The sequence below is a fragment of the Arthrobacter sp. P1_D12 genome, from assembly GCF_056406175.1.
The window spans coordinates 493,063-515,564 of record NZ_JBFUAR010000001.1; the positions used below are offsets into that span (position 1 = coordinate 493,063).

The 22,502-nt window shown below is 65.6% G+C and carries 23 protein-coding genes; 9 read left to right on the top strand and 14 right to left on the bottom strand.

Annotated features, from left to right (window positions below; translation table 11 throughout):
• Positions 1 to 64: 64 nt before the first annotated feature.
• The 7 genes from AC1DZV_RS02250 to AC1DZV_RS02280 form a co-directional block, all read right to left on the bottom strand.
• Positions 65 to 451, bottom strand: a complete 387-nt coding sequence (locus tag AC1DZV_RS02250) for a hypothetical protein (RefSeq protein ID WP_476952814.1) — start codon at positions 449 to 451, stop codon at positions 65 to 67.
• Positions 452 to 491: 40 nt separating this feature from the next.
• Positions 492 to 1,214: an SDR family NAD(P)-dependent oxidoreductase gene (locus tag AC1DZV_RS02255; protein WP_476952815.1), complete on the bottom strand. Its 723-nt coding sequence runs from the start codon at positions 1,212 to 1,214 to the stop codon at positions 492 to 494.
• 20 nt (positions 1,215 to 1,234) lie between these two features.
• Positions 1,235 to 2,002 carry an SDR family NAD(P)-dependent oxidoreductase gene (locus AC1DZV_RS02260; protein WP_476952816.1) on the bottom strand — a complete coding sequence of 256 codons (768 nt, stop codon included), beginning with the start codon at positions 2,000 to 2,002 and terminating at the stop codon, positions 1,235 to 1,237.
• A complete protein-coding gene (locus tag AC1DZV_RS02265; protein WP_243177850.1) occupies positions 1,992 to 3,380 on the bottom strand; it encodes an MFS transporter in 1,389 nt (462 codons plus the stop codon). The genes AC1DZV_RS02260 and AC1DZV_RS02265 overlap by 11 nt, the downstream gene beginning before the upstream one ends.
• On the bottom strand, positions 3,380 to 4,267 hold the full coding sequence (locus AC1DZV_RS02270) for a polysaccharide deacetylase family protein (RefSeq protein WP_277523964.1): 888 nt from the start codon (positions 4,265 to 4,267) through the stop codon (positions 3,380 to 3,382). Before AC1DZV_RS02270 ends, AC1DZV_RS02265 begins: the two co-directional genes overlap by 1 nt.
• Before the next feature lie 102 nt (positions 4,268 to 4,369).
• Complete coding sequence (locus AC1DZV_RS02275) at positions 4,370 to 5,389, bottom strand: asparaginase (protein WP_476949739.1); 1,020 nt, start codon at positions 5,387 to 5,389, stop codon at positions 4,370 to 4,372.
• Entirely contained in the window at positions 5,386 to 5,562 is a 177-nt protein-coding gene (locus tag AC1DZV_RS02280) for a hypothetical protein (protein WP_476952817.1), read from the bottom strand. Before AC1DZV_RS02280 ends, AC1DZV_RS02275 begins: the two co-directional genes overlap by 4 nt.
• Before the next feature lie 113 nt (positions 5,563 to 5,675).
• On the opposite strand from AC1DZV_RS02280, the gene AC1DZV_RS02285 reads away from it, so the two are divergent.
• Positions 5,676 to 6,716, top strand: coding sequence for a LacI family DNA-binding transcriptional regulator (locus AC1DZV_RS02285; protein WP_476949740.1), 1,041 nt, complete (start codon positions 5,676 to 5,678; stop codon positions 6,714 to 6,716).
• Between the two features lie 216 nt (positions 6,717 to 6,932).
• Here the strand turns inward: AC1DZV_RS02285 and AC1DZV_RS02290 are convergent, their stop codons facing one another.
• On the bottom strand, positions 6,933 to 8,378 hold the full coding sequence (locus tag AC1DZV_RS02290; RefSeq protein WP_476952818.1) for a PucR family transcriptional regulator: 1,446 nt from the start codon (positions 8,376 to 8,378) through the stop codon (positions 6,933 to 6,935).
• A gap of 119 nt (positions 8,379 to 8,497) precedes the next feature.
• Here AC1DZV_RS02290 and pxpA point away from each other — a divergent pair, with 119 nt between their 5' ends.
• The 6 genes from pxpA to AC1DZV_RS02320 all read left to right on the top strand — a co-directional run bounded on the left by pxpA (position 8,498) and on the right by AC1DZV_RS02320 (position 13,255).
• Positions 8,498 to 9,265: a 5-oxoprolinase subunit PxpA gene (pxpA, locus tag AC1DZV_RS02295; RefSeq protein WP_476952819.1), complete on the top strand. Its 768-nt coding sequence runs from the start codon at positions 8,498 to 8,500 to the stop codon at positions 9,263 to 9,265.
• Between the two features lie 36 nt (positions 9,266 to 9,301).
• Positions 9,302 to 9,541, top strand: coding sequence for an acetyl-CoA carboxylase (locus tag AC1DZV_RS02300; RefSeq protein WP_028276237.1), 240 nt, complete (start codon positions 9,302 to 9,304; stop codon positions 9,539 to 9,541).
• Between the two features lie 2 nt (positions 9,542 to 9,543).
• The gene (locus AC1DZV_RS02305; RefSeq protein ID WP_476949743.1) at positions 9,544 to 10,896 is read left to right on the top strand and encodes an acetyl-CoA carboxylase biotin carboxylase subunit; all 1,353 of its coding nucleotides are present in this window, start codon (positions 9,544 to 9,546) and stop codon (positions 10,894 to 10,896) included.
• Positions 10,893 to 11,801: a 5-oxoprolinase subunit B family protein gene (locus AC1DZV_RS02310; RefSeq protein ID WP_476952820.1), complete on the top strand. Its 909-nt coding sequence runs from the start codon at positions 10,893 to 10,895 to the stop codon at positions 11,799 to 11,801. The genes AC1DZV_RS02305 and AC1DZV_RS02310 overlap by 4 nt, the downstream gene beginning before the upstream one ends.
• A complete protein-coding gene (locus AC1DZV_RS02315) occupies positions 11,791 to 12,777 on the top strand; it encodes a 5-oxoprolinase subunit C family protein (RefSeq protein WP_476949745.1) in 987 nt (328 codons plus the stop codon). The genes AC1DZV_RS02310 and AC1DZV_RS02315 overlap by 11 nt, the downstream gene beginning before the upstream one ends.
• Positions 12,778 to 12,970: 193 nt before the next feature.
• Entirely contained in the window at positions 12,971 to 13,255 is a 285-nt protein-coding gene (locus tag AC1DZV_RS02320; RefSeq protein ID WP_476949746.1) for a hypothetical protein, read from the top strand.
• Positions 13,256 to 13,258: 3 nt separating this feature from the next.
• On the opposite strand, the gene AC1DZV_RS02325 is transcribed toward AC1DZV_RS02320, so the two are convergent.
• The 3 genes from AC1DZV_RS02325 to AC1DZV_RS02335 all read right to left on the bottom strand — a co-directional run bounded on the left by AC1DZV_RS02325 (position 13,259) and on the right by AC1DZV_RS02335 (position 17,354).
• Entirely contained in the window at positions 13,259 to 14,470 is a 1,212-nt protein-coding gene (locus tag AC1DZV_RS02325; RefSeq protein ID WP_476952821.1) for an alanine racemase, read from the bottom strand.
• A 95-nt stretch (positions 14,471 to 14,565) separates the two neighbouring features.
• Positions 14,566 to 16,467, bottom strand: coding sequence for a primary-amine oxidase (locus AC1DZV_RS02330; RefSeq protein ID WP_476952822.1), 1,902 nt, complete (start codon positions 16,465 to 16,467; stop codon positions 14,566 to 14,568).
• A gap of 35 nt (positions 16,468 to 16,502) precedes the next feature.
• A complete protein-coding gene (locus AC1DZV_RS02335) occupies positions 16,503 to 17,354 on the bottom strand; it encodes an MIP/aquaporin family protein (RefSeq protein WP_476952823.1) in 852 nt (283 codons plus the stop codon).
• A 198-nt stretch (positions 17,355 to 17,552) separates the two neighbouring features.
• Between AC1DZV_RS02335 and AC1DZV_RS02340 the strand changes: the two genes are divergently transcribed.
• Together AC1DZV_RS02340 and AC1DZV_RS02345 are read left to right on the top strand one after the other, a co-directional pair.
• Positions 17,553 to 18,332 (top strand): potassium channel family protein, encoded by a 780-nt coding sequence (locus tag AC1DZV_RS02340; protein WP_476952824.1) that lies wholly within the window; start codon positions 17,553 to 17,555, stop codon positions 18,330 to 18,332.
• A 71-nt stretch (positions 18,333 to 18,403) separates the two neighbouring features.
• On the top strand, positions 18,404 to 20,107 hold the full coding sequence (locus AC1DZV_RS02345; RefSeq protein ID WP_476952825.1) for an alkaline phosphatase D family protein: 1,704 nt from the start codon (positions 18,404 to 18,406) through the stop codon (positions 20,105 to 20,107).
• 38 nt (positions 20,108 to 20,145) lie between these two features.
• Here AC1DZV_RS02345 and AC1DZV_RS02350 read toward each other — a convergent pair whose 3' ends face one another.
• The 3 genes from AC1DZV_RS02350 to AC1DZV_RS02360 form a co-directional block, all read right to left on the bottom strand.
• Positions 20,146 to 20,463 (bottom strand): hypothetical protein, encoded by a 318-nt coding sequence (locus AC1DZV_RS02350; RefSeq protein ID WP_223917034.1) that lies wholly within the window; start codon positions 20,461 to 20,463, stop codon positions 20,146 to 20,148.
• Positions 20,464 to 20,559: 96 nt separating this feature from the next.
• Entirely contained in the window at positions 20,560 to 21,831 is a 1,272-nt protein-coding gene (locus tag AC1DZV_RS02355; RefSeq protein WP_476952836.1) for an MFS transporter, read from the bottom strand.
• A 128-nt stretch (positions 21,832 to 21,959) separates the two neighbouring features.
• Positions 21,960 to 22,475 (bottom strand): hypothetical protein, encoded by a 516-nt coding sequence (locus AC1DZV_RS02360; protein WP_476952826.1) that lies wholly within the window; start codon positions 22,473 to 22,475, stop codon positions 21,960 to 21,962.
• Positions 22,476 to 22,502: the final 27 nt, after the last annotated feature.

A 22,502-nucleotide genomic window follows, 5' to 3' on the forward strand; every position in this document is an offset into this window, starting at 1 on the left:
GGGCCGGCGCCGCGGAAAAGGTCAGGCGCTACGGGGATACCCCTAGCGCCTGACCTGTGGCGTGTCACGTGTCCGTTTCCGTAGCTGAATCCTGTGCCATCTCTTGGCCGAGGTTCATCACCCGGCGCGCCAACTCCCCCGGGTCCGGTTCCCCGGCGCCCAGCGCCCCCGTGCCCAGTTCACCCGTGCCCGGTTCACCCGCTCCCAGGTCCCCGGCGGCACGCAGGTCCTGCCGCTGCAGCCCCGGCCTGCCCTGTAGGACAGCCGACCACAGCGCTTCCACCGTCGACACGGCTTGTATGGCTCCCTTCGGTCCCGCGACCAGCCAGCCGCTGCTGGTCGCGGCCACTTTCGGGGCTCCCGGCCAGGATTGGCAGGCCTCGTTGATCGTTCGTGCGACGATCAGGTGCTGCCGCAGCGTCCTGGTCGGGCCCAGGACGGGATCACTCACCACACTTCGTCCGCAGGCACCGCACATGTGAGCGTCCCTCCTAGGGCATGACGTCGCCGGAATTGGGCCCGAGTGTCTGCCCGACATACAGGTTGCCGCCCGGATCGCTGGCCAGAAGCAGCGCCGTCGGCGCCACTTCGGCCGCCAGTCCGAAGCGCAGCAGCGGCAGCCCGGCACGCTTCGCGGCTTTCCACTCCTCCGAGATGCCGTCAACCAGGGGCGTTTCGATGGGTCCCGGCGCGATGCTGTTGACCAGCACGTTGTCGGCGGCGGTTTCCAGGGCCAGGGCCTTGGTCAGCCCCACGACTCCGGCTTTGGCGGCGCTGTAGTGGCTGAGCCCGGTGCCGCCCTTGATGGCCAGCTGGGAGGCGATGTTGATGATGCGGCCCCACTTCCGCCGCCGCATCTCCCCCACCACCTCCCGGCAGCAGAGGAAGACACCGGTCAGGTCCACGGCAATCGTCTCGTTCCACATGGCAAGCGTCATGTCCTCCAGCGGCGATTCCGTCAGCAGGCCGGCGCTGTTCACGAGAATGTCGATGCTTCCGAGCTGGGAGCGTGCGGCGGCAAAGGCCGCCTTCACGCTCGCTTCGTCTGAGACGTCGACGGCGATGCTTCCCGCCGCGCCCGACCGGTCCAGAACGGCGACTCTGTCGCCGTTGGCGGTGAAGGCCTCGGCGATGGCCTTGCCGATGCCGCTGGCTCCGCCCGTGATCACTACAGCGCGGCCCTCCGTATTGCGGGAGGCGTCAGGGTTGTTCATGCTTGTCCTTCCGGGGCTTTTCAGGCGCGCATCTTGATGGTGAGGCCGCCGTCGACAATTACGGACTGGCCCGTGACGTAGACAGCGTCATCGGAGGTCAGGAAGCCGATCACGCTGGCCACCTCTTCGGGCCGTCCGACGCGGCCCCAGGGGATTTCCAGACCGGCGCGCTGCAGGCCCGCGGGCCCGAGGGAGTTCACCGGATCCAGGGACTGCGGGGTTTCGATCAGTCCGGGGATTACGGCGTTGGCGCGGATGCCGCGCGGTCCCAACTCAGCGGCCACACTGCGGATCAGCCCGAGCACGCCGGCCTTGGCGGCTGCGTAGTGGGCATGTTCCTCCCACCCGTAGACTGCGCCGGCAATGGAGGACACGGCAACCAGCGCTCCGCCGTCGGTCATCTTCGCGGAACCGGCGCGCAGGGTCCGCATCACGCCGGTGAGGTCGACGTCGAGCACGTCGTGCCAGCGCTGATCGGTCATTTCCTCCAGCGGTGAGTTGCGCAGGATTCCGGCGTTGGCCACCGCGTAGTCCAGGCGGCCGTATTCCTCGACGGCGCGGTCGGCGAAGGCATCGACTGACGGGGTACTGCGGACGTCCACTTCGTGGATGACCCCCTGGCCGCCGGCGTCCTTCACCAGGCGAAGGGTTTCCTCCGGGTCGTGCGGGTCGCCGGGAAAGGTTCCGATGACAGAATGCACGCCGCGGTGGGCGTAGTGGACCGCGAGGGCCCGTCCAATGCCGCTGGCCGCTCCGGTGATCGCGCCCACCCTGTTCTCAGGCGTCATGGGGGTGGTCCTCGAGCAGGGCTTCGACCGGCGGCTTCGCGGCGATCATCAGCAGGCCGGAGAAAAGGGTTCCGGCCGCGCCGACCCACAAGGCTGCAGCACCGGTTCCTACGCTGGCGGCCGCTAGCGTGAACAGGAAACCACCGAGAATCGTGCCGGGCTGGCTCATTGCGCCGATAAAGGCTGTGCCGGTGGCACGGCAGCTGACGGGGTAGCACTCCGCCATGAAGTACTGGATCGCGGCGTACGGTCCGACCAGGAAGAACAGTCCGGCGCCGTAGGTGACGATGATCATGAAGGGGTCCGTGGCAAGGGGGCTGAGCATGATGGCGAAGGAGATGCCGGAGATAATCCAGCCTCCGATGATGGTCCGCTTGCGGCCGATCTTGTCACCGAGCCACCCATGGAAGACATAGCCGAAGTACGCCAGCCCGTTGATGACGATCAGCATCCAGAAGGCGTCAGAAAGTTCCACACCCTTGGCGTTCTTCAGAACAGAACTGCCGAGAATGCTGAAAATAAGGATGCCGAAGAAGTTGAAGATCCAGGCCAGCGACAGGACGATCGTATTCCGGCGCAGGTGCGGCTCCCAGATGCGCTTGAGCGGGGCTGCGGAGGAGTGCTCGACGCCAAAGGCGTGGGCCAGGGAATGGGCTTCCTCGGTCTTGCCGCTCTTCTCGAGTTGGGTCAGTTTGTGGTGCAGTTCGAACTGCGGCGTCTCCTTCAGTTTCTTGGCGATGACCCACACGATGATCGCGGCCGGAACGGTCGCCATCAGGTATAGGGCACGCCAGCCGAGGGACGGGAGGAAGACGAGGGCGAGGGCGCTGGCAAGCAGGAAGCCCAGCGGCCAGCCACCCTGGATGAAGGAGTAGTGGAAGCCGGGGCGCTTGCGCTTATCCGCGACTTCGGTGACCTGGTAGACCTCGTTCATGTAGGTGGCGTTGACGGCCTGCTCCGAGAACCCGAGCCCGCCGAAGGAACGGACCAGCACCAGCAGGCCGTTGCTGAGGAACGGGATCCCGGTCGGAATCAGGGCCGTCAGGCCCGAGACAATGGCGGTCCCGCCGATCGTGGTCATCATGCCCTTGCGGCGGCCGAGCCGGTCAATGACCGGGCCGATTCCGAAGCAGACGATCGCGGTGCCGACGGCGATCCAGGTGTTGATTGCGTACGCTTCAGTGGCGGTCCAGCCGAACTCCTGCTGCATGGCCGGCAGGAGGGTGCCGAAAAGTCCGAAGTCGAATACGGCGACCGTCCAGGCACAGAGCGCCAAGACGGTGGCGACGGTTGTGTGGTGCTTGGAGAAAACCGGGAAGCGGCGTTTTTCGTCCGGTCCGGGTTGCGTCAGATCGACGGCGGGCTGCTGGATGGTCATTACTGGTTTTCCTTTCGGGGACTGCGTGCGAGGAAGGAGTCCGCTATCTGGTCGAACTTCAGCCAGCTGACGCCTTCGTGGGAATTGATGTGTTCGATGAGGCGCTCAAGCATGAGCAGCACTTGGGGGCGGCCCGAGACATCCGGATGGATGGTCATGGTGAAGACGGCCTGATCCATTTCCCGGTACACCCAGTCGAACTGGTCGCGCCACATTTGTTCGATATCCCGGGGACTGACGAATCCGTGGGAGTTCGGGGCCGCCTTGATGAACATCATGGGAGGTAGGTCGTCCAGGTACCAGTTGGCCGGGATCTCGACGAGGTCGGTTTCCGTGCCCCTGACCAGCGGCTCCATCCAGGTTTCGGCAGCCTTGGTGTAGTCGATCTTCTTCCAGCTGTCGCCGACCCGGACGTAGTAGGGCTCGAAGTCCTTGTGCATCAGGGAGTGGTCGTATTTGATCCCGCGTTCGAGCAGGATCTCGTTGGTGACCGGGGAAAATTCCCACCAGGGAGCAACGTAGCCCGTGGGCCGTCGGCCGGAGACTTTCTCGATGAGTTCGATTGACCGGTCCAGGATGGCCGTCTCCTGCTCGCGGGTCATGGCGATGGGGTTTTCATGCGAGTACCCGTGCACGCCGATTTCGTGCCCGGCGTCGACGATCATCCGCGTCAGGTCCGGGAAGGTCTCGATCGAGTGGCCCGGCACGAACCAGGTGGCGGGCAGGCTGTACTTCTCGAAAAGCCGGATGAGGCGCGGGCCGCCGACCTCGCCGCTGAACAAGCCGCGGGAGATATCGCAGGGCGAGTCCTCGCCCCCGTAGGAGCCGAGCATTCCGGCAACTGCGTCCACGTCCACGCCGAACGCGACTTGGATGTCCTTAGTCATGAGATCAACCTTTCACTGCGCTTTTGTTGAGGTTTGGCTTCTTGTTGAGGTTTGTCTTTGGGCTGTGGTTTGTTGGTGAGGCCTGGCTTTGGGCGGGATGAACTAGTCAGGGAGCGTGCCCCGCAGGGCGAAGGTCTCCGCGATCCCGGCGGCGGGAGTGCCGAGCCTGAGCAGAAGGCTCAGCAGGACCAGCGACTGGGATGGCCTGAGCAGCCCGGCGGGGATGGCCCCGGCAGCGCGCAGATCCTCGCCGCCGCCGTCGCCGTACCGGGGCACTACGGCACCGGCTTCCACGCGGGTGCTCGTCACCACCACGACGCCGGCCGCGGTGGCGTCGGCGACTTCCTGGCACAGCACACGGTTGGCGTTGCCCGTTCCCGTCCCCTGAAGCACGATCCCGGCCGCCCCAGCCTGGAGCGCGGCCCGCAGGAGGGTGGCGTCTGCTCCGGGGTAGGCAGCAACGAGGTCCACGCGCGGCGAACCGGCGCCCGCGCCCGGCAGCGGCAACGGGGAAAGGCCGGGCCGTACCGCCTGGATTTCGACCTCGCCGGAGTCGGACACCGATCCCACGGTTCCAAAGTCCGGGTTGGCGAAGGCATCGAGGCTGGTTGTGTGGCGCTTGCGGACGCCGGCCGCAGGGAAGATGGTCCCGGCAAAAGCCAGCACCACGCCTGTTCCCCGCGCCCGCGGCGAACCGGCGACGGCGATCGCGCGGGACAGATTGCCGGGTCCGTCCGGAGAGTCGGCGTCGGCCGCCTGCTGCGCTCCGGTGAACACGACCGGGCGGGGATCATCGTGGGTGAGGTCAACGAGATAGGCGGTTTCCTCCATCGTGTCCGTCCCGTGGGTGACCACGACGCCCAGCACCTGCGGGTCGGCCAGGGCTTCCCGGATCGTCGCAGAGATGGCGATCATGTCCTCGACCGTCAGCAGGTACGAACCTTTCCGGAAAACGTCGACCACGCGGACCGGATGGGCCGCCGGCACGCCCATGCTGGCGAACACCTGCTCCCCCGTGTCGGACGCCACGGCGGCTCCCCCGTCCCCGGCCGCACGGGAGGAAATGGTTCCTCCCGTGGCCAGCAGCACCACGTGGGGGCCGACCAAATCTGTGACTGTCATTTCCACTCCGTCTGTTCTGCATCTGTTTCCTGATGCGCACCCAATCGATTGGGTTGCTGGCTAAAAGTTATCCCTGCCATGTTTCCTGCAGATGCTCCCGGAAGTTTCAGGGGGGAAAATACTTCGCCGCCGGCTCCCGGGATTCCGTCTACCCAATCGATTGGGTAGGCCATGCGATTGACTATAGAATGTGAGGTGCGACACGTCAAGGGAGCCTGGACGAGAGATCCGCGCATCATCAGGCACCCTTGGTGATGACGACCTTTTGAGCTGAGGCAGGGAATGAATGGAAGAGAGCACGGCCGGTGGCCGCACAGTCACGCTGAAGGATCTCGCGAGCGAGCTCGGCATCCACCCCTCGACCGTGTCCAGGATCCTGCACTCGGGCTCCGAGGTGGCACGGGGGGCAGCTTCCGTAGCTACCGCCGAACGCGTGCGCGAGCTGGCGCGGAAGCGCGGCTACTCCCCCGACCCGCAGGCCGCCGGCCTGCGGACACGGCGTACGCATCTCATGGGCGTGATAGTTCCCCGGCTTTCGGACCTCGTCCTGGCGATTATGTACGAGGGCATCGACGAGGCCGCGGCGGAGCTCGGCTATTCCACGTTTGTCATGAACTCGCGCGACGACCCTGAGGAACAGCGCCGCAAGACGGACTCCATGCTGGCCCGACGCGTGGACGGGCTGATCATCGGCGACGCACATCTGGACAGCGGCCTGTTGCGGGAGCTGGCCGCCCGGAAGGTGCCGTTCGTTCTCATGAACCGCCGCGTCCCGGGCTTCCCGTCGGCCACCTGCGACGACGTCCTTGGCGGCGAGCTTGTGGCCGACCACCTGTGGGGCATGGGGCACCGGGACGTCGCCGTGATCGCCGGCGAGCCCTATGCCAGCACGGCTGTCGACCGGACGGCCGGTTTCGTGGACCGCTGGCGTGCGCTGGGCGGGAAGATCCCCCCTAACGCTGTTGTGTGGTCCCGATTCGATACCGGCGGAGGACGGGAAGCGGCCGAGGCCATCCTGGCTCACGGCAACTCCCACCCGACTGCACTGTTCGCCGTCAACGACTTCGCGGCCATTGGCGCCATGGGAGCCCTGCGGTCCCACGGCCTCGGCGTCGGCCGCGACGTGGCGGTGGTTGGCTTCAATGACACCTCGCTCGCCGCGGAACTGCCCATCCCGCTTTCTTCAGTCCGCTCGCCCATGCTGGATATCGGGCGGTCTGCGGTACAGCTCCTCAAGGGCGTCCTGGACGGCCGGGAGGTCGAATCCGTCAGACTGAAGCCGGTACTGTGCGTGCGGGAAAGCAGCGCCTTCAGGACCACGGTGTGACACTGCAAGAGAGTCCTCCAGTCAGTCGAATCAGTGGGTGGAATCGGGAGGCCATACGGGCCGGCCCGCACCGTCCGTCAATCCATAGCCCAACCGTGGGGCTCCACCCCCCGAGTTGAGGAGCCCATGAGTTGAGATTAGTGATCCGCCTCACAGTGTCACATTGGCATTTCTCCCAAGATTGAGACTGCTTTTCGTGCAAGCTGCACATTCGCCTTAGCGGGCGGACGCAACAATCCCGAGGGCGAGCATGCATGTGGCGCGGACTTCGCCATCGGACAGGTCCAGTTTCAGCAGCTCCTCGATTTTCCGCAGCCGGTAGCTGAGCGTATTCCGATGAATAAAGAGCTCGTCGCAGATCTTCGCGGAGTTCCCGCTGTGGCGCAGGTACGCGTCGAAGGTCTCCCGCAGCGCACTGCCGCCGTCGGAGGCCAAGGGAGCCAGCAGCCGCTGGCACATTGCCACCAGCCCCGGGCTGGGCAATCCCTGCACAATGCCGGCGAGATCGGCCGTTGGCGCCTGGTGCACGCCGGGCTGTCCCAGGTGACGGCGGGCGAGCTGAAGCGCGAGCGGCAGTTCACTGAGGCCCGCGGATTCCGAGACGATAACGGATAGTTCCGGGACGTCCGTAAAGAACGCCCGGGCGGCATCCAGCAGGTCGGCCTGCGCGTGCCCCTGCTGCAGCAATAGAGTCGTGAGCCCTGCTTCTTCCATGAACCTCACCGTGCCGAACCCGGCCTGCAGCCCCACCCGGGCGCGCCATGCGATGGCGCGCAACTTTGCGGGGGCCACCTCTTCTGAGGTGCCGATGAGCACCGCACCCCAGTCGGTGTCAGGATCGAACCCGGATTCGAGGGCGTAGCGGCGCAGCGGCACGGACGGCTCGCCGCGGTCCTCATAGAGGGCTTCCATAAAGCGTGCGGCTTCCCGGGAATGCAGGGGCGAATGGGACCCGAGGGTGTAGCTAAGCTGCATAGCGATGACGGCGGCCACGGGGCCCAGAATGGGCTGCAGCACAATGTTGCTCCCGATCCCCTCGATGGCAAGCCTGAACTGCTCGGATTCGCCGCTGGGCAGGCGCAGCGCGGTCCGCGCGGTCCCGCCGTGAGCCGCGCCCGCCGAGACGAGTTCGAAGGCATTCTGGTCGATCACGGCCACCCTCGCATTAATGGCGTCCGCAACCCTCGCCAGCACCTCCGCCAAGGAATGTCCGTCGGCCGCCAACCGGGTGCATTGGTCCGCCAGTTCCCAGCCCTTCCGCAGTTCCTCATAGCGTTCGGCGGCAATAACCCGCTCCACGTGCCGCATGACCAGCACAAAGGGCACCTGCGGCGGGAGCTCCAGCAATGGCAGGCCGTGCACCTCGCAGGCACGGAGCAGGCCGGCCGGCAGCTCGCTGTGCGCCGCGCCCAAGCCGAACGCCAGTCCGGAGACGGGGACGGAAACCAGCCGTTCCACATAGGCGTCCCAGATCCGGAAGTCCTTGACGTTCAGGCCCATGCCGTTGGTCAGCACCAAGGCGTTCACGCTGAGGAAGGGCGTGGGGTCCATGTGTTCGGTGGGGGCGCACCAGGTGATGGGCCGGTCCAGGCGGCCCTCGCCGCCGGCAACACGGAGTCGGATGTTGAGATCGGCGTCGTCGGCTAAGTCTGAAATGCGCACGGAACCCTCCAACTATGGCGGAACTCCCCGCCACGCAGTGCAATAACCATAATTCATGCCTGCAGATTCAGCGACCTGCACAATATCGGGCGCGTGAATTGCTGAGTAGCGTTGCATCCATGCAAAACAATGTGACCCCCGACACCTCTCCCGAGGCCTCTCCCCACACTTCAGGGCGGGTGCTCTTGAACTCCGATATGGGCGAAGGCCTCGGCCTTCACGAGTTCGGCAATGACGAAGAACTCATGCGCATCATCGACGTCGCCAACGTGGCCTGTGGGTATCACGCCGGCGATCCCGACGTCATGGAACGGACCGTGGCGATGGCTGCAGAGCACGGCGTGGCAGTCGGAGCGCACCCCGGCCTGCCGGACATTGTGGGGTTCGGACGCCGCCGGATGGTGCTCACCCCGGCGGAGGTGGAGTCGACCATCCTGTACCAGACCGGGGCCCTGACGGCGTTCCTCGCAAAGCACGGGCTGGAACTGAACCACATCAAGCCGCACGGCGCCCTCTACGGCATGCTGGCCGGCGACGAGGAACTAATGCAGGCCGCCGCCGGCACAGCCTTGCAGTTCGGCGTTCCTTTTTTCGGGCTCGCGGGGACCGCCCACGAACGCGTGTGCCGGGCCATGGGGGTGGACTTCGTGCCCGAACTCTATGTCGACCTCAACTACGGCCCGGCCGGTGAACTGCTGATCCAGCGCCGCCCGGCGCCCACCGACCCCGACGCCGCCGCCGAGCGTGTCAGCAGGGCGCTGGCCGGCAAGCCCGTCCTCGCCGTTGACGGCACCGAACTGGACATCCGGTTCCAAAGCATCTGCGTCCACTCCGACGCACCCAATTCTGTCGCAGTGGCCACCGCAGTGCGTGCGGTCCTTGGCTGAACCGATCTATCCAAACCATCTGAAAGAGAGCATCCCGTGGCAACCATCGTTTCCCCGCTCCCCGGCGTCTTCTACCGCAAGCCCGGCCCTGGCAAACCGCCTTTCGCCAATGAAGGCGACGCCATCGAGGTCGGACAGACCCTCGGCATTATCGAAATCATGAAGCAGTTCACCGAAATCCAGTCCGATGTGGCCGGCACCCTGGAATCGTTTGAGGTCAACGAGGGCGACATGGTCAACCCAGGCGACGCAATCGTCGTCGTCCGGGAAGGATAGCCATGAAGAAACTGCTCATCGCCAACCGCGGCGAGATCGCCGTTCGCATCGCCCGGACCGCCCGCGAGATGGGCATCGAGACATTCGTGGTGGCCAGCGAAGCCGACGTCGAATCCTTGGCTGCCCGGTCCGCTGACCACGTCGTCGTGGTGGGCCCGGCGCCTGCCACCGCCAGCTACCTGAACCAGGACGCCATCGTCGCCGCGGCCGTGGACAACGGCTGCGATGCCGTCCACCCGGGCTACGGGTTCCTCTCCGAGAATGCGGACTTCGCCCGAAAGGTCGCTGATGCGGGCCTGATCTGGGTGGGGCCGCGTGCAGACGCCATCGCGATGATGGGCAACAAGTCCTTGGCGAGGGAATCGGCCCGCAAAGCTGGCGTCCCGGTGCTCCGCGGCTCGGACGGCCCCCTCGATCCGGCGGCCGACGCCGTAGAAATCGCCCGCGGCATCGGCTACCCGCTCGTGATCAAGGCCTCCGCCGGCGGCGGCGGCCGGGGCATCCGTTTTGTGCACAGCGAGGGCATGCTTCTGGAATCCATCGAGCAGACGCGTGGCGAAGCGGCGGCCGTCTTCGGCGATCCCACCGTTTACCTGGAACGCTTTGTGCAGCATGCCCGTCACGTGGAGGTACAGGTCCTCGGCGACGGAACAAACTTCATTCACCTTGGCGACCGCGACTGCTCCATGCAGCGGCGCTCCCAGAAGGTCATTGAAGAAGCACCGGCGCCGGACCTCCCGGACCACGTCCGCCAGAGGATCCGGGAATCCTCCGTGGAACTGGCCCGCGAGTGCGGCTACAGCGGCGCCGGAACGGTCGAATTCCTCTATGACCCGGTCAACCATGAAGCGGCGTTCATCGAAATGAACACCCGTATCCAGGTTGAGCACCCGATCACCGAGCAAATCACGGGCGTCGATCTGATCCGCGAACAGCTGCAGATCGCGTTCACCGGGGCGATGTCCCTCCGCCAGGACGACATCGCATTCAATGGCCACTCCATCGAATGCCGTGTCAACGCGGAGGACCCGGACCACCACTTCTTCCCCAGCCCTGGCCTCATCACGGCCATGGACTGGCCCGCGGGCGCAGGCATCAGGGTGGACACAGGGGTGGAGGCCGGTTCCACGGTCACTCCGTACTACGACTCCCTGATGGCCAAGCTGATTGTGCATGCGGACACCCGCGAATTGGCCATTGAGGCGATGCTGACGGCCCTGGATGAGACCCGCATCGAAGGGGTCAAGACCACCATCCCGGTGCACAAGAAGCTGCTGAGCCGGCCCGAATTTGCGGCCGTCACCCACCACTCCAAATTCCTTGAAACCGTCCCCGATCTGATGGAGGCACAATGAGCAGCAGCCCGGAACCCGCCGTGTTGGAGGCCCGCTACACCTGGGGCGGAGACGAATTCCTGTTCGTTGAGGTCGCGGAGTCCATGAGCCTGGCGGCCAACTTCAGGGTGATGTCCATAGCAGCGAAGCTTTCGGCCATGCAGGTGCCCGGCATCGTGGACGTCTGTCCCGCCAACGCCTCGCTGCTGGTGAGGTTCGATCCCGATGTCCTGCCGCCGTCGACCCTGGAAGAGACCGTCCGGACCATTGAAGGGGATCTGGCGCACCATCACGACCATTCGCTGGAAACCCGGATCGTCGAGGTCCCGGTCTGGTACGAAGACCCTTTCACGGCGGAAGTGGCCGAGCGATTCCGCGAAGGATTCCATCAGGAGCCCGGCGGCACCGACATTGACTACGCAGCGAAGGTTAACAACCTCAAGGATGCCGCCGAATTCATTCTGCGCCACCATGAGCAACCGTGGCTTGTCTCCATGGTTGGGTTCGTCGCCGGCCTGCCGTTCCTCTTCCAACTGGTGGAGCGGGAGAAACAACTCGAAGTGCCCAAGTATTTGAGTCCCCGCACCGACACCCCCAAACTGACCGTGGGCCACGGCGGCTGCTTCGGCTGCATTTACTCCGTGCGGGGTGCCGGCGGCTACCAGATGTTCGGGGTCGCTGCCGCCCCCATCTTCGATCCGGCCCAGTCCCTGGCCGATTTCAAGGACTTCATGGTGTTCTTCAAGCCGGGCGATATCGTGAAGTTCAAGCCCGTCACCGAGGCCGAATACAACACCGTCCAGTCTGAGATCTCCGCCGGAACGTTCCGCTACCGGCAGGTGCCTGTGACATTTGATCTGTCCAGGGCGCTGGCGAATCCCGCAGGCTACAACCAGGAACTCATGGAGGCCCTCAATGGCGTTTAACATCAGGAACCCCGGGCTGGCCACCACGGTCCAGGACCAGGGACGCACCGGCCACTACAACGTCGGCATCCCGCAGAGCGGTTCCCTGGACCAGTACTCTGCCGAACTCGGCAATGCCCTGGTGGGCAACACTGCCAAGGAAGCCGTCCTGGAATGCACTTACCTGGGCCCAGTACTGTCCACCGACCAGGATGCCCTCATCGCCGTCACCGGGGCACCGGTTGAAGTCAAGGTCAACGGCGAAGCCCGGCCCCAGTGGACCCGGCTGCAGCTGAAGGCTGGCGACGAACTCAGCTTCGGGGTCATCCAGGGCGGCACGCGGTATTACATCGCGGTCCGGGGCGGCATCGATGTCCCCTCGGTGCTCGGCAGCCGGTCCACCTACAGTCTGGGCGCAATCGGCGGATTCCACGGGCGCAAGCTGGAGGCCGGCGACCAGGTTCCAGTCGGTAGCCCGCTGGACGGAGGAGCCGTGCCCGACGCCGATACTGTTCCGGAAGAATTCCGTCCCGCCTTCTCCAAGGAGCAGACGGTCAGGATCGTCCTGGGCCTCTATGACCACCGCCTCACCGACGAGGGACTGGACAACCTGCTCAACGGCGAGTGGAAGGTGACTCCGGTGGCGGACCGGATGGGATTGCGGTACTCGGGTCCCGGAGTGCAGTGGAAAGAGCGGGAACAGCCATTCGGCGCCGGTTCCGACCCGTCCAACATTGTTGATGCCGGATACGCTGTCGGGTCCATCCAGATTCCCGGCGGCACCCAACCGATCATCCTGCACCGCGATGCCGTCTCCGGTGGCGGTTACGCCATGGTGGGCACGGTCATCAGCGCCGACATGGATCTGGTGGCCCGGGCCGCCCCCGGCACATCCACCAGGTTCGTGGCAGTCAGCCTGGACGAGGCCCTGGTGGCCCGCAAGGAACTCGCCGAGCTGAAGAGGAACGCCCGGGCGGCCATCGGCGCCGGCGGCTGAGCAGCGGATCGGCAGACTACGGCAAATGGCCCCGAAACAGGAGCCTTGTGCTTCTGCGCCCGCGGGTCCTTACTGGTGGGAGGAGACCAGGCCGCCCGCCACCAGGGCGCGACATCGCAAGGATCCAGCTCCCGGTTCAACGTTTGGGGCGGCAGGCGCTCCAACCGTCGAACCTGGACCTAGGAGGATGCACATGTTCGCTCGCGTCAGCACGTATCAGCCCGGCCCGGACAGCCCCGGGGCACCGTCGGAGGACACCGTCAACCGGGTGCTCCAGCTGCCGGGATGCCTGGGCATCTACTACCTGCTGGGGAAGGACAGCAAGTCACTGTCAATCACGCTGTGGGTTGACGAGCAGGCCCTCGCCGGCAGCCAGGAGGCCGCAGCCAAGATCCGCACGGAGACCAGCGCGGAGCAGCACATGCAGATCCTGGGCGTGGAGGAATTCGAAGTGCTGACCAGGCAGCTCAAGGATTGAGCGTCAGGACGGGGCGTAGCCAGGGGCCAGGGACGACCTGCTGAAGTCGGTCTGCCACACGTCCGTGTCCTGCCCGTCGGCGTCGGTGAGGACGTAGTCGGGCCAGCGGTCAAACGCGGAACAAGGATGGGAAATCCCGAAATCCACCGTGTCGGTGACATCCACACCCGACACCCCGGTGAGCACCGCGTGATGGTCGAAGAGATTGCGCACCGTTGCGGTTGCGCCGGGCTTGAGGGCTCCGTCCGCGGTCCGGACCGAGAGGACGCTGGGCAGTCCGGCGTCGTAGGGAAGGTCCCGTTTGCCGGCGCCGACGACGGCCAACCCGGCTTCGGGCGTGGACAGGACGATCGCGCGAACGGAGAGCGCCGGCATGAGTCCCGGAATGGGGCTGACGGCGGCATAGGTGCCGTGGTCGTGGGTGACGTAGCAGCCCGATCGGAGAAGAATTCGCGTTCCGGGCACCTGGCCGCGGTCGGGAAGGAACTCAACCACGCGGTCCGGAAACGCCGACCCACCCATGGAGTAGATGGGAGTGGCGGTCTCAAAGAACTCCGCCGCTTCCAGATAGACGTCCCGCACCAGCCGGCAGTGCCGGTCAACCGCAGTGACCGTATCCTCAGCGCGGCTGTTGGGCACGACGCCTTCATACCCGGCAACACCCACCAGCCTCAGTCCCGGCGTGGCACGGACCAGCCCGGCCAGGCGCAGACCCTCGGACAGGCTGCGGATGCCGGTGCGCCCGCCGGGGGTTCCGACGTCGATCAGCACCTCCAGGTCGGACGCCGCGCCGTCGAAGATCTCGGCCGCCACCGTCGCCCCTGCTGCCGAATCGACGAAGCAGCGGATTTCGCGGGCGGGATCTTCCTCCAACCAGGCACGGACACGTGTTAGCCCGGACCTGTCGACGATCTCGTTGGCGACGAGGACGCGCTGATGACCCCAGCGCAGTGCCGAGGCGACTTGATCCACGGTCGCGACGGTGACGCCGACGGCGCCGGCCCCCAGCTGCCGCTCGATGATCGGTGCCGACATCGTTGTCTTGACGTGCGGTGCGAGGTCCACGTCCCGCTCCCGGCACCACGCCGCCATGACCCGGATGTTGTTCTCGAGGGCAGCGCTGTTGAGCCGCAGTTGCGGATACGCCGGCGCCGTGAGGGGCGTTGCCGCGAAGTCCGCATCGGTTCCGTCCGATCTTCCGCTCAGCCTGCTCACACGTATCCCCTGTTCTTCGGTCCCAAAATCCTGCCTTGACTCCGACAAATCTACTGGACTGACGTGCCTCTGGCGGCACCCCTGGCCCGGGCCGCCTAGACGTCCAGCGCCGGGTTCCGGTCGAAGAAGCCGGCCGGCTTGAGCCAGAACGCGACAGTGTCCACCGGCATGACCGGCCACTCCTCCGGCCGCGGGATGTGGTGAATGCCGAAGACGTACCAAACAACGACGTCGGTGTTTTCCACGGACCGCCCCTGCCGCACCCATTCGGGCATTCCCAGCCCGCCTGTGCCCTGGTTCACGAACTCGCCGGCCGGCCAGCGTTCCGCGGCATCGTTGGGCGTCACCCATACCGTGTGCCCGATGACCTCCGCACGCTGGAAAACCGGAGATGCCGGGTCAAAGAACGACGGGAAAGCTGCGCCGGGCACCAGCTTGTACGACACCGGGGTCCCGAGCCCGTTGACCGAGTTGTCGTTCGTCACCGTCCAGGCCCGCTGGGTCTCCCAGGAGTAGTCGTCGTGCCCCTCGGTCGTGATGGGGGTCTTGTTCTGATGCAGGGCGAGCCCGTACGGATTGTCCGGACCCATTGGGACCATCGCGGTTTCCGAACGATAAACGGTATTTGCGGTGCCGTCGATGTCCAGGTCGAGCCGGGCCACGAGGAAGTGCTGGTGGAAGGGTGCGTAGGTGCGGTTGTCCACCAGCGTTCCGCTCGGATGCCGCTGGCCCTCGCCGAAATGGCTGACCACCATGATGCCGGTGGCCCTCACCTCACACTCAATGTTCCCGTCCTGGTAGAAGCGCCAGTACACCAGGTATTCATAGTTGGCCACGGTGACATGGAAAGAAATCACCAGTCGACGTATCCGGCGCACTTCCATGCCGCCGTCGTGGTCGATGTGCTTCCATAACACCGCCCCGTCCTCTTCGTGGATGCAGATGGCGTTCCTGATGGTGTAGGGCTCCCCCGCAGAATTGTGCATGACCACATCCAAATACCGGATTTCCCCGAGGCAGTCGCAGCCCAGTTCCAGCGACGTTGTCATGAATCCCAGACCCCATTCGCCGACGTCGAACGCGGTGCGCCGGTAGTGATCATCGCTGGGATCCCGGTAGGGAACGGCCATTTCGGCGAAGGACAGGCGGTTCGCGATCGGCCGTTCGCGGCCGCCGTCGCGATAGCTGACCCGGTGCAGCGTCAGCCCTTCGCGGTAGTTGAACCCGACGCGTATGGACCAGTTCTGCCAGCTGATCCTGTTGCCGTCCATCTGAAAGGAAACGCCTTCGGGCTGGACAATGTCGAGCGGTTTGAGCGGTTCGCGGGTGCTTGCGTCGCGGAGCCGGTCCGGGATCAGCGCCGGGACATATTCGCCCATGAGCCCGGGACGGTCCACCGCAAAGGTGTCCTCGATGTCCAGCAGTTCCATGGAAGCCAGGTCAATGACGCAGTGGAACCCGTTGACCGGCCCCGCATAGGGGTTGGCGCCCGCACGGGCACGGACCCACGTGTCGGACCAGCCGATCCGGTGCCCCTGGTACTTCTCCGGGGTCATTGACAGGCCATAGGTCCACACGTCCATGAAGACCAGGGACAGATCAGTGATGCCGCGCTTGGCAAGCGCAGCGATCACCTGCGGGTGGCTGCGCAGCGCTGCGTCAGCTTCTTCCCACTCGTCGACGGTCATGTTCGCCTGAACGCCAGGGATATGGGTGAAGGAGAGGACAACCCCGTGAGTCAGCGATAGCCGCGCCTGGTAGGTCTTGTTGGAGGACCGATCGAAGCAGTTCACGCCGACGATCCGTTCCGGAGCCGGCGCGTCGGCATCGGCTTCGAAGGCGGCGACGGCAGCCTTTTCCGGTTCGATCAGCTCGATTGCGGCAAGCCGCCACGCCGGAAACGTGACGCCCTGTGCGCTGGCGAGCAAGGACGCAGCTGCACGGAACTCGTCCTCGCCCAGCGGATCCAGCGGATGAGACGGGGCTGACCTTCTCACTGCGCTCTCCTCTGCGAGATCACGTTCACGGCCCGCTACGGCTTCTCTTCCTCGGCGGCCTCGGTGAAGAGGGCACCCTGCGCGGCTCCCGAGCCCGACCTCCCGCCGCCCGCTCCGCGCAGGATGAATGCGATACCGACGGCCGCGGCCGCGCCGACCAGCGGCCCGGCGACATACACCCAGTAGTCGCTGAAATTTCCGCTGGCGAGATCCGGCCCGAACGTTCGTGCCGGATTCATCGACGTGCCGGAGATGGGGCTGCCCCACAGGCCCGCCAAGGCGATGTACGCGCCGACCCCGAACGCCCCAAACAGCCCGACGTTCTGGGCCCCGGAGGCGGTCCCGAGGATGACGCTGACCAGCACCATCGTCAGCAGTGCCTCCATCAGGAACGCGGCGCCGGCCGTATAAGTCGCCGCCGGATAGTTTGAACCGTAGGTGGCGGAGACCCCGATCACGCCCTGCAGCAGCAGACAGGCGAGCGTCGCGCCAATGAGCTGAACGACGATGTAGCCCGGCACCCGGCGCCACGGGAAATCACCGCGGAGCGCGAACGCAATGCTGACCGCGGGGTTCAGATGCGCGCCCGAGATCTTGCCCATGAACAAGATGATGCCCATGACCATCAGGCCCGGAGCCACCACTGCCGCCGTGCGGCTGATGACACCGGGGAACGCCTGGCCCATCATGCCGCCGCCGGCCGCAACGACCACGAGCAGGAACGTGCCGTACAACTCCGAGAACAGGCGCCGCCATTCCTGGCGCGGATCATTAAAATCCTCAATGCGCTGCACGACGCTTTGCTCTACTGTTCCCAGTACGTTGGGGATGACGCGGTGATGGGCGTGGCCCTGGTTAGCGCCGTCTTTGTCCTGATTTGCCGCCATGGCTGTCCGCCTCCGCAGGGTCTGGCCATGTGGTCTGCCGTGCCCAGCCTCGGTCTGCCACCTCAGAAGGCCAATGTACCGCTGCCGGCGACAGTTGTCAGCGCTCCGCGGGTGGCCCGCTGCCAGCTGGTGGCTGGCTTAGGGACAGTGTGGCAATTTCGTGAGGACATCCGCGGGACAAAGTCCTAGCATTCAGCCATGAGGCAAGAAACCTGGCAAAAGTATTCCGAGTGGCCCCTCGTCGGTGCGGCTTTTGTTTTTCTGGCGGCCTACTCCATCCTCGTGATTGCCGAACCGCCGCAGCCCTACGCCGACCTTCTCGAAATCGTCGTGGGGTCAACGTGGGTGGCCTTCGGCGCCGACTACATTGTGAAGTTGCTCCTGGCGCCCCATCGGGGCCGGTGGTTCGTCCGCCACCCCTTGGACCTGCTCATGGTGGTGCTCCCCGTTGCGCGGCCGTTGCGGCTCCTGCGTCCGTTCACCTTGCGCCGGGTCATGGAACGGGCACCGGGCACCGCCATCAGGACCCGCGTCCTGGCCTACGTCATTGTCTCCGCGATCCTCCTGCTTTACACGGTCGCCCTGAGCGTCTTCAATTTCGAAAAGGGCGCACCGAACGCGAATATCACCTCGATGGGCGACTCGTTGTGGTGGGCAATTGTCACCATCACAACGATCGGCTATGGCGACTACTACCCCGTAACCGTTCCGGGCCGGTGGGCTGCGGCCGCGCTGATGGTCGGCGGGTTTGCAGTCCTGAGCATGGTCACGGCGGTGGTGTCCTCCTGGCTCATTGAAAGTGTGACGGCAGCAACCAATCTGCGGAAGCGGTCGGACGAAGCCATCGGCAGCGAGGAACGTGCCCGCCTCGTGGCCCAGATCAGCAGGCTCCATGACCAGCTCGCCCAGGGACCGGGCGATTCCGCCAGTACCCCGGCCCTCGGAGGGACACCCAAGGAACCGCCACAGGGGCATTGACGCTGCCTTCGTTGCGCTTTGACTTTCCTGACGCCATGGCCGCAACCGGCCGGAGCGGGTACAACTGATTCATGACCACCCCTTCCCTGGTGCTCGGCCCAATGGTGCGGTACGTGGATGAGACGTCGGCGAGTGTCTGGGTGGAGACCCAAACCGCTGCCCGGGTTTCCATCCGTGCCGGCGGCCGGGGCTGGGAGGCCCGCACATTCGCAGTTCACGGCCACCACTACGCGCTGGTGGAACTGGACGGGCTGGAGCCCGGCACGGTGACGCCGTACGCCCTCGATATCAACGGAACACAGGTCTGGCCCGACCCCTCATCCGGGTTTCCGCCGTCAATGATCGCCACATTGGCCACCGGCAGGCCGCTGCGGATGGCTTACGGCTCCTGCAGGACCAGCGTCCCGCACGATGCATCCGGCAACCGGACCCATGGCGTCGACTCTCTGCGCGCCTATGCGCTGAAGATGGCCTCCGGCGGAGACCTGCCGTGGCCGGATCTGCTGGCCTTCCTCGGAGACCAGGTGTATGCCGACCTGACCAGCGAACAGATGCAGGAGTTCATCCGCGGCCGGCGCGACATCAAGGCACCCCCCGGCGAAGAGCTCAAGGACTACGAGGAATACGCCCACCTGTACTATCTGGCCTGGTCAGACCCCGCGAACCGATGGCTGCTGTCCACCCTGCCCAGCGCCATGATCTTCGATGACCACGACATCCGCGACGACTGGAATACCTCGCTGAGCTGGAAGAAGAAGATGGAGGCGACCTCGTGGTGGCATGGGCGGATCGTCGCGGGACTGGCCTCGTACTGGGTCTACCAGCATCTGGGGAACCTGTCACCGCAGGAACGGGCGGAAGATGCCGTGTGGCAGCGGATCATCGGGCACACCGGCGGGGATGAGCTCGATGTGGGCGCCGAGCTGGACAGCTTCGCGGAGCGGGCTGATCGGGACCCGAAATCCTACCGGTGGAGCTACTGCCGCGACTTCGGCGACACCCGGCTGATCGTGGTTGACTCCCGCGCAGCACGGGACCTGACGCCGGACGACCGGGCGCTGGTTGACGCGGTGGAAATGGCCTGGCTGGACGACCGGATGCAAGGCGGCTTCCGCCACCTGCTCGTGGCGACGTCCCTGCCTTTCCTGTTGCCGATGGGCCTGCACTACGTCGAGTCGTGGAATGAGGCCGTCTCTGAAGGTGCATGGGGAAACCGCGCCGCTTGGGCCGGCGAGAAGCTGCGCCAGGCGCTGGACCTGGAACACTGGGGCGCATTCCAAAACAGCTTCAGGGAACTGGCGGCCATGGCCAGCGAAGTGGCCGACGGCAAGCGCGGCCCGGCACCGGAAACAATCACCTTCCTCTCCGGGGACGTCCACTACTCCTATGTGGCGGAGGTGGAGCGTGCCTCGGGCAGCCGGATCCTGCAGGCCGTCTGCTCCCCCATCCGCAACCCGTTGCCCCGCCTGATGAGGTCTTTCGCGGCCGTAATGTCCTACGGCCTGGCCACCCCGGTAGGCGCCTTGGTCGCGCGCTCGGCCAAGGTGCCGGACCCGCCGTTCCACTGGTCCGGTATCCGGGGGCCCTGGTTCCAAAACAACTTGGCCTACCTGGAAGTGGTACCGGAAGGGCTGAAATTGTGGTGGCAGACCGGGGTGGTGGACGACGGCGACCACCTGCATCCGGGGCTGGAACGCGTCGCCACCCTCACGGTGTCTCCGCGGAGCGCGCAGGACCCCGTCCAGGGACAGCAGGGGCAACAGCGAAACGCATGACGTGAGCGTCTTGTGATCCCCGCATCGGCGCAGACGTTCTACCGAAGGTCGCGGTCAGCGGCTGCCACGTTCTCGATGGCGACCGTTTCGATGATTCTGGTCGACGGCTCACCCACCAGCGCCGGCGCCGTCACACCCGTTTTCCACGTATCGTTCTGCAGCCGGCCCAGAAAGTCCACCGCCGCCGCCTGCGTATCGAAGTCCATCTCCAGCATCACGTAATCCTGCTGGTCAAGCGGGCGCGAGATCCGGAATGACCGCACGCCCGACGCGGCGCGGTCCAGCGGATCGCTGTCGAAAGCCCTCCGCCACATGTCAAAATCCCGGACCTGGTGTTCGATCTGCAGGGTAATCACTGAGGCGCTCCTGTCGACGGTTCTACACGCCCACTGTAGGCCCCGAAGGCCCCGCCAAGTAAGGAGCGAGGCCGAAGTGTTATTCCGGCTGGCCTCTTACGCCGGCTGGGTTCCGGTGTTGGTGCTGGTCGGGGCGTTGGACTGATCGGCCTGGTGGCGTTGCCGGCGGCTCGCCAGCAGGAACGGCAACGCGATCAACTCGATCACGCCGCCGATGGCCAGCGACGCCGCGTAGCCGTACACATCTGCCGCCCGGCCGAGCAGCGGCTGGACCACCACGCCACCGCTTGAGCCCATGAGTGAATCGAAGCTGAGCACTGTGGCGCGCTGCTTCGAGGCGATCATGTCGTTCAGGTACGCCTGCCGCACCGGTATGCCCGCCGATGACACCACTGCCCAGAGCGCCAACAGCACCAGGGCCACCCAGAACACGTGGGTGAACCCGAGCACCACCAGGATCACCGTGTCCATGACGCTGCTCAGGATCAACACGGTGGTGCGCCGACGGACAAGACGCCGGATGCGCGGAGCCATCCAGCCGCCGAGCACCTGCGCCGCGGCCACGATGGCCGCCGCCAGGCCCGCGACGGAATACGCGTGGGGGTCCCCATAGAGCTCGAGCAGGTACGGCTGCAGGGCGTAAAACACATAGATGGCGACGCCGGCGGTGAACGGCGCGGCCAGCATCACGTAACGTACGGGCGGATTCTTCAAGCCGTTCTCGATCGAGGCGGCGAGTACAGCCCGGGTCGCCTGGAGGGGATGGGTCGAGCGTTCGGGGGTGAACCCGACGTCGCGCATGAGCCCAAACGCCACCGCGAACATGGCCAGCAGCACGCCCACGCGCATCAGGAACGGCACGCCCAGATTGGTGGCCTGCGCGATCACGCCGCCGGCGACAGAGCCGGCGAGCATCGCGACTCCGGCGACCATCTGGCCCCGCCCGAGCACCGCTTCCATCCCGCCCTCGAACCCCGAGAAGCGAAGTGCATCGACGAGCCAGGCCTCCACCGCTCCGGAGAAGAAAGTGAAGCCCAGGCCGAGCAGGACCGACACTACCGCCCACCACCAGAACGGGGCGGAGAACTGCCAAAGCAGGTAGTAGAAGTAGGTCGAGACGGCGAGGGTCACGGTTCCGAGCAGGAACGAGACGCGCCGGCCCCAACCGTCGGCAACCACTCCGGTGGGCACCTCGAACAGCACCATGCCGGCCGTGAAGAAGGCATTCGCGGCAAACGCCTCGAAGTTGCTGAGTCCGGCGTCGAGCAGGAAGAGGGTGTTGATCCCCCAGATGAACGAGGCCGCAAGGGTATTGCCCAGCGTCAACGTCAGATAGATGCGCTGAATCTTTCGGGCGGCGGCGTTCATCGCGTCGCCGTCCCCGCCGGGGCGAGGAGGGAGCACGAGCCCATTCTCGTCTCCGCTGCCGGCGCGCGCCAGTGCACACCAGGCGCAGGGCACGACGCGAACGGTCGAGCCGACGATGCCCGGTCTGCTCAGCTGCCCTGGTTCGTGTAGAACGACCGCCGGCGGGCGTACTCATGGACCCTGTCCAGGGTGGCGATCTGGTGGCGAGCCGTGGTGGCCAGGCCGTCAAACCTGGCACCGTCCAGTCCCAGATCGCCGGAGAGGTCCCGCAGCGTCTGCCACAGCCCCAGCTTTCCCATCACCGCTGACCGCATGACCTCAGACTCCAACACCAGCGTCAGCGGCGAGCGGCGCACCACCCGCCCGTTGAGCTTGAGCCGGCCGGCACGCTCCGCGACCCACGCCGCCGCCCTCCGGGGAGTTCGCCGTGGCAGGCCAAAATCCCCCGCTAGTCCTTTCAGGTACTCCCGCTCCTCCCGGATCTGGGTGGCGAGCGCTTCAAGTTCTGTGCGGAAGGGAGTGTCCGTAAAGTCGCGCGCCATTCGCTCCATGCGGCCCTGCCCCGCCGTGGCCCCCGCGAGGTGGTCCGAGAGGTAGAGCCCAAACAGTTTCTTATCGATGTTGCCGGAAATCTGCGGTGCCACGAAAGCTCCACTCTGATCGAAGGGTTG